Origin of the sequence: Saccharomonospora saliphila YIM 90502 (assembly GCF_000383795.1) — a bacterium.
GTDB lineage: Bacteria > Actinomycetota > Actinomycetes > Mycobacteriales > Pseudonocardiaceae > Saccharomonospora > Saccharomonospora saliphila.
This window is the reverse complement of sequence record NZ_KB912668.1, coordinates 54909-59946: the sequence shown is the minus strand read 5'-3', so window position 1 is coordinate 59946 and position 5038 is coordinate 54909. Positions and strand designations below refer to the sequence as shown.

The window sequence follows — 5038 nt, the reverse complement described above, 5'->3', positions numbered from 1 at the left end:
CAGGTCGAGGACGTGTTCCAGACCGACCGTCAGACCCCGGCCGAGCACCGTGGCGTGCACGACGTCGAACGGCACCCGCCCGCACACGGCACGCTCGGAGACCGGCGCGTGCCCGTCGGGACGCCGGAGCAGACCGGGGCCCTCCTGCCAGCGGCTGTCGATGACCACCGGCTCGTACGGCGTGCCGGTGAAGTCGCGGCCGGTGAAGGTCAGTGTGGTACCCTGGTCGGTCTGGTGGGCGACGACGAAGGCGCCGAGCGCGTCGGAGAACACCAGGTCGGCGCTGAAGGCGTCCACCACCGAGGCCGTGCGGGGAGCATCGGTGCCCGGCACCGGCGCGAAGCCGTCCGGCCCGAGAGCCTCGACGCCGTCGGCGAAGGCCGGGTCGGGCGAGCGGAGCACGAACTGCCCCGCCCCGTTCCACCCCGCCGCGCGGGCGGTGGTGTCGGTAAACATCAAGTAGAACCAGCCGTCGACGTGCACCGCGGCGGGCTGGCCCGCGCCGTAGGTGTTGTCGCGATGGGTGTCGTGCGCGGGTGTGACGATCGGCCCGTCGCCCACGCGGGTCCAGTGCACGCCGTCGTCGCTGGTCGCCAGCCCGATGGCGTTACCGTGGGCCGTCTCGCCCGCCGCGCCGGTGTAGTACAGGTAGTACGTGCCGTCCACCCGGAGCACCGACGGGTCGCAGGTGTGCACGGCGTCGAACCCACCGGGATCGCCCGAGAACACCGCACGGGGAATGCCTCCGCCCGGGCCGGTGAACGGTCCGTCGGGAGTGGGCGCCTCCGCGTGCAGGATGTCGTCCCCCGCGGGCTCGGCGCTGCCGTACTGGCTGCACCACCACATCCGCACGCGCCCGTTCTCGACGAGCAGACTGGGACCGTAGTTGTAGGGGGCGTCCGCGCCGCCCGCCGCGACGACGCCGTCGGAGCTCCTCCGGGAGTCCACCGCGAGCCGCTGTGGTGTCGAAGTCCCGGCCCTCTCGCCGGGCGGCGTGCCTCCCGGCGCGGCCCCCTCACCGTGCGGTGCCCCCTCCGCGGGGCCATCGGACACCTCGCCCGCGGTGCAGGAAGTGGCCACCATCGCGGCGGCGAGGATCGCGAACGCGGTCCGGACCCGGCGCGAGCGCATGGCGGTGTGCTCCCCCGGCTCGCTCAGCGGTTGTGCGAGGCCAGCCACCGCAGCGCGAGCGGGTAGCCGTCGACACCGAGTCCCACGATCACACCCGTCGCGACGTCGGAGAGCACGCTGTGGTGCCGGAACGCCTCGCGCCGGTGGACGTTGCTGATGTGCAGCTCGATCAGCGGCGCGGTGACCTGGGCCGCCGCGTCCCGCACGGCGATCGAGTAGTGGGTCCACGCCCCGGCGTTGAGCACCACGGCGGCCTCGCGGTCGGCAGCCTCGTGCAGCCAGCCGACGAGCTCACCCTCGTGGTCGGTCTGGCGCACCTCGACATCGAGGCCCAGTTCGGTTCCCGTGTCGACACACAACCGCACGAGGTCGTCGTGGGTGGTCGAGCCGTACACCGACGGTTCCCGCGTGCCGAGCCTGCCCAGGTTCGGCCCGTTGAGCACGAGCACGGTCACAGCAGAACCTTCCCCTCCGGTGCCGATCCGCCCGCCACCACCGAGTACGCCGCCGCGAGCAGCGACGGGTCCGGGCCCTCCAGCCTGCCCGGCTTGGCCATGCCGTCGAGCACGACGAAACGCAATGTGCCCGAGCGGGTCTTCTTGTCCGAGTGCATGGTCTCGATCAGCTGCGGCAGCGCGTCCGGGTCGTAGGTGGTGGGCAGGCCGAGCGCGCGCAGCACCGCGGCGTGGCGGTCGGCGGTGGCGTCGTCCAGCCTGCCCGCGAGCCGGGACAGCTCGGCGGCGAACACGAGACCGACGCTGACCGCCGCCCCGTGCCGCCAGCGGTACCGCTCGCGGCGCTCGATCGCGTGGCCGAGCGTGTGGCCGTAGTTGAGGATCTCGCGCCGGTGCGACTCGCGCAGGTCGGCTTCCACGACCTCGGCCTTGACCCGGATCGCCCGGCGCACCAGTTCGCCGAGCAGGTCACCGGTGGCGTCGACCGCCGAGGCCGGGTCCCGCTCGATCAGCTCGACGATCCCGGGGTCGCCGACGAACCCGGCCTTGACCACCTCGGCCATTCCCGCGACGAGCTCGTTCGGGGGCAGGGTCTCCAGTGTGGCGAGATCGGCCAGTACCGCGGTCGGCTCGTGGAACACACCGACGAGGTTCTTGCCCGCCTCGGTGTTGATGCCGGTCTTACCCCCGACGGCCGCGTCGACCATGCCGAGCAGCGTGGTGGGCACGTTCACCAGCCGCACGCCGCGCATCCACGTGCCCGCGACGAACCCGGCGAGGTCGGTCACCGCGCCGCCGCCGAGTGCGACGACCACGCCGTCGCGGTCGAGGCCGATCCGGCCGAGCACCTCCCAGCAGAATCCGGCCACCGACAGCGCCTTGCCGTCCTCGGCGTCGGGAATCTCCACCCGGTGCGCGTCGAGCTCGGCCTCGGCCAGCTCCGACCGCACGGCCTCGGCCGTGGTGGTCAGTGTCGGCGGGTGGAGAATCGCCACGGTCGAGGCACCGGAGACGGTCCGGGTCAGCTCGCTGAGCAGGCCACGGCCGACCAGCACGTCATAGGGTTGGGCGGTCCGCACCGGGATGCGGACGGGGTCGTCGGTCATGCGCCACCTCGTTCGGAACGGATCTCGGCCGGCCGGTCGGCGGCGAGCCGCTCCGCCAGAGCGGCCACCACCTCGTCCGGCGTGCGGCCGTCGGTGTCGATCTCGACGGTGGCCAGCTCACGGTAGATCGGCAGCCGGGCGTCGAGCAGGGCCTTGTAGGTCGCGCGGGGATTCACGCCCGCGAGCAGCGGTCGCGCGGTGGACAGGCCCGCGCGGCGAATGCCCTCGGCCATGCCGACGTGGAGGAACACCACGGTGTGCCCCACGAGCCGCGCCCGGGTGGACTCGGACAACACGGCACCGCCCCCGAGAGAGTAGACCCCGGTGTGGTCGCGCAACCCCCGGGCGATCGCGTCCTCCTCGATCGCCCGGAACGCGTCCTCGCCGTCGGCGGCGAAGATGTCGGCGATCGCGCGCCCCTGCTCGGCTTCGATCTCCTCGTCGGCGTCGTGATAGGCGACGCCGAGATGCTCGGCCAGCAACCGGCCGACGGTGCTCTTCCCCGAGCCGGGGGGCCCGACGACGACAACGGGACCGCGATCACTCATGGCACTCACGGTATCCGTGGGCCGCGACGGCGCACGCACCGGATCACCCGCCCGGCGGCCGCGCGCACCGGTGTGGTCGTCACCGCCAGAACTCGTCGAGCTGGGCGCGGTACGCCTCGGCGTTGCGCCTGCTCTCCGCCAGCGAGTCGCCGCCGAACTTCTCCAGCGCGGCGTCGGCGAGCACGAGCGCCACCACCGATTCCAGCACGACCCCGGCGCGGGGCACCGCGCACACGTCCGAGCGCTGGTGGATGGCCTCGGCGGTCTCGCCCGTGACCACGTCCACGGTGGACAGGGCGCGCGGCACGGTGGAGATCGGCTTCATGGCCACGCGCACCCGCAGGGGCTCGCCGTTGGTGATGCCGCCCTCCAGTCCGCCCGCCCGGTTGCTGCGCCGGGTGACGCCCGCCGCGCGCGACCCGGGGTCCCGGTCGATCTCGTCGTGTGCCTCGCTGCCCCACCGCCGCGCGGTGGTGAACCCGTCGCCCACCTCGACGCCCTTCATCGCCTGCACGCTCATGAGCGCGCCAGCGAGCCGGGAGTCCAGCCTGCGGTCCCAGTGCACGTGCGAGCCGAGACCGGGCGGGAGGCCGTAGGCGAGTACCTCCAGCACGCCGCCGACGGTGTCACCCGCCTTCTTCACCTCGTCGACCTCGGCGATCATGGCGTCGGTGGCCTCCTGGCCGAAGGCCCGGACCGGGCTGGCGTCCACCTCGTCCAGGTCGCCGGGTCCGGGCGGTGGCCCGTCCGGCGCCTCCGCGCGGCCGATGGATACGACATGGCTGACGATCTCGGCCCCGAGAACCTGACGCAGGTACGCCCGCGCCACCGTGCCCAGTGCGGTGCGTGAGGCGGTCTCGCGGGCGCTGGCCCGTTCCAGCACCGGCCGCGCCTCGTCGAAGCCGTACTTCTGCATGCCCGGCAGGTCGGCGTGGCCCGGACGGGGACGGGTGAGCGGCTCGTTGCGGGCCAGGCCCTCCAGTTCGGCCGCGTCGACCGGGTCGGCGGCCATCACCTTCTCCCACTTGGGCCACTCGCTGTTGACGATGTGGACCGCGACCGGCCCGCCTTGGGTGAGCCCGTGCCGGACGCCACCGACGAACTCGATCCGGTCGGTCTCGAAACCCATCCGCGGACTGCGGCCGAAGCCGAGCCGCCTGCGGGCGAGCTGTTCGCCCACGTCGGCCGTCGTGATCTCCACGCCCGCGACCATGCCTTCGAGGACGGCGGTCAGGGCGGGACCGTGCGATTCACCTGCGGTCATCCAGCGCAACACACCCATGATCCTGTCACGTGCGCGCGCCGGCCGTACGGGTACCCGAGGGCGGCGGTGGTCACAGGCCCTCCAGCGCGGCACCGGGAAACAGCACCGCCACGCAGGTCACGGCGAGCAGGCCGGGGCCGTGCGGGACGCCGGAACGCCAGTGGCGCCACCGTGGCGTGACCGCCGCCAGGGCGAGCACGGCGGTGAACACCGCCGCCGCGAGCGCCGTCGTCACCAGCGCGGCCCACCCCACGGCGCCGAGCAGTGCGCCGAGGCTTCCGGCGAGCTTGACGTCCCCGGCGCCGAGCCATCCGGGCGCCACGGCCCGCACCAGCGCATGAGCACCGGCGAAGACCACAGCCCCGGCCACGGCTGCACCGACCAGCGGTGGGCCGGGGCCGTAGGCCGCCGCGACCGCGACGGCGACCACCGCCGCCGGACAGGCCGGAAGGGTCAGCACATCGGGCAGTCTCCGATGTGCCAGGTCGGCCGCCGCCAACGGCACGGCCAGCGCGGCGGCCAGCAGCGGCACGG

Annotated in this window: 6 protein-coding genes; all 6 read right to left on the bottom strand. The window is 73.6% G+C overall.

Annotated features, from left to right (window positions below):
- A partial coding sequence (locus SACSA_RS22545) for a glycoside hydrolase family protein (protein WP_083940230.1) occupies positions 1-1131 on the bottom strand: 1131 nt, incomplete at its 3' end.
- 23 nt (positions 1132-1154) lie between these two features.
- Complete coding sequence (gene aroQ / locus SACSA_RS0111260; protein WP_019815951.1) at positions 1155-1586, bottom strand: type II 3-dehydroquinate dehydratase; 432 nt, start codon at positions 1584-1586, stop codon at positions 1155-1157.
- On the bottom strand, positions 1583-2692 hold the full coding sequence (gene aroB, locus SACSA_RS0111255) for a 3-dehydroquinate synthase (protein WP_019815950.1): 1110 nt from the start codon (positions 2690-2692) through the stop codon (positions 1583-1585). The genes aroQ and aroB overlap by 4 nt, the downstream gene beginning before the upstream one ends.
- A complete protein-coding gene (locus SACSA_RS0111250; RefSeq protein ID WP_019815949.1) occupies positions 2689-3240 on the bottom strand; it encodes a shikimate kinase in 552 nt (183 codons plus the stop codon). Before SACSA_RS0111250 ends, aroB begins: the two co-directional genes overlap by 4 nt.
- A gap of 79 nt (positions 3241-3319) precedes the next feature.
- Positions 3320-4516, bottom strand: a complete 1197-nt coding sequence (gene aroC / locus SACSA_RS0111245; RefSeq protein WP_028661785.1) for a chorismate synthase — start codon at positions 4514-4516, stop codon at positions 3320-3322.
- Between the two features lie 58 nt (positions 4517-4574).
- Positions 4575-5038 (bottom strand): prepilin peptidase (locus tag SACSA_RS22540; protein ID WP_019815944.1); only part of this gene is annotated, 464 nt, incomplete at its 5' end.

What these genes read in the sequence shown, in the direction of transcription:
- aroB (WP_019815950.1), bottom strand. Translation starts at nt 2,692, where the DNA reads ATGACCGACGACCCCGTCCGCATCCCGGTGCGGACCGCCCAACCCTAT.
- SACSA_RS0111250 (WP_019815949.1), bottom strand. Translation starts at nt 3,240, where the DNA reads ATGAGTGATCGCGGTCCCGTTGTCGTCGTCGGGCCCCCCGGCTCGGGG.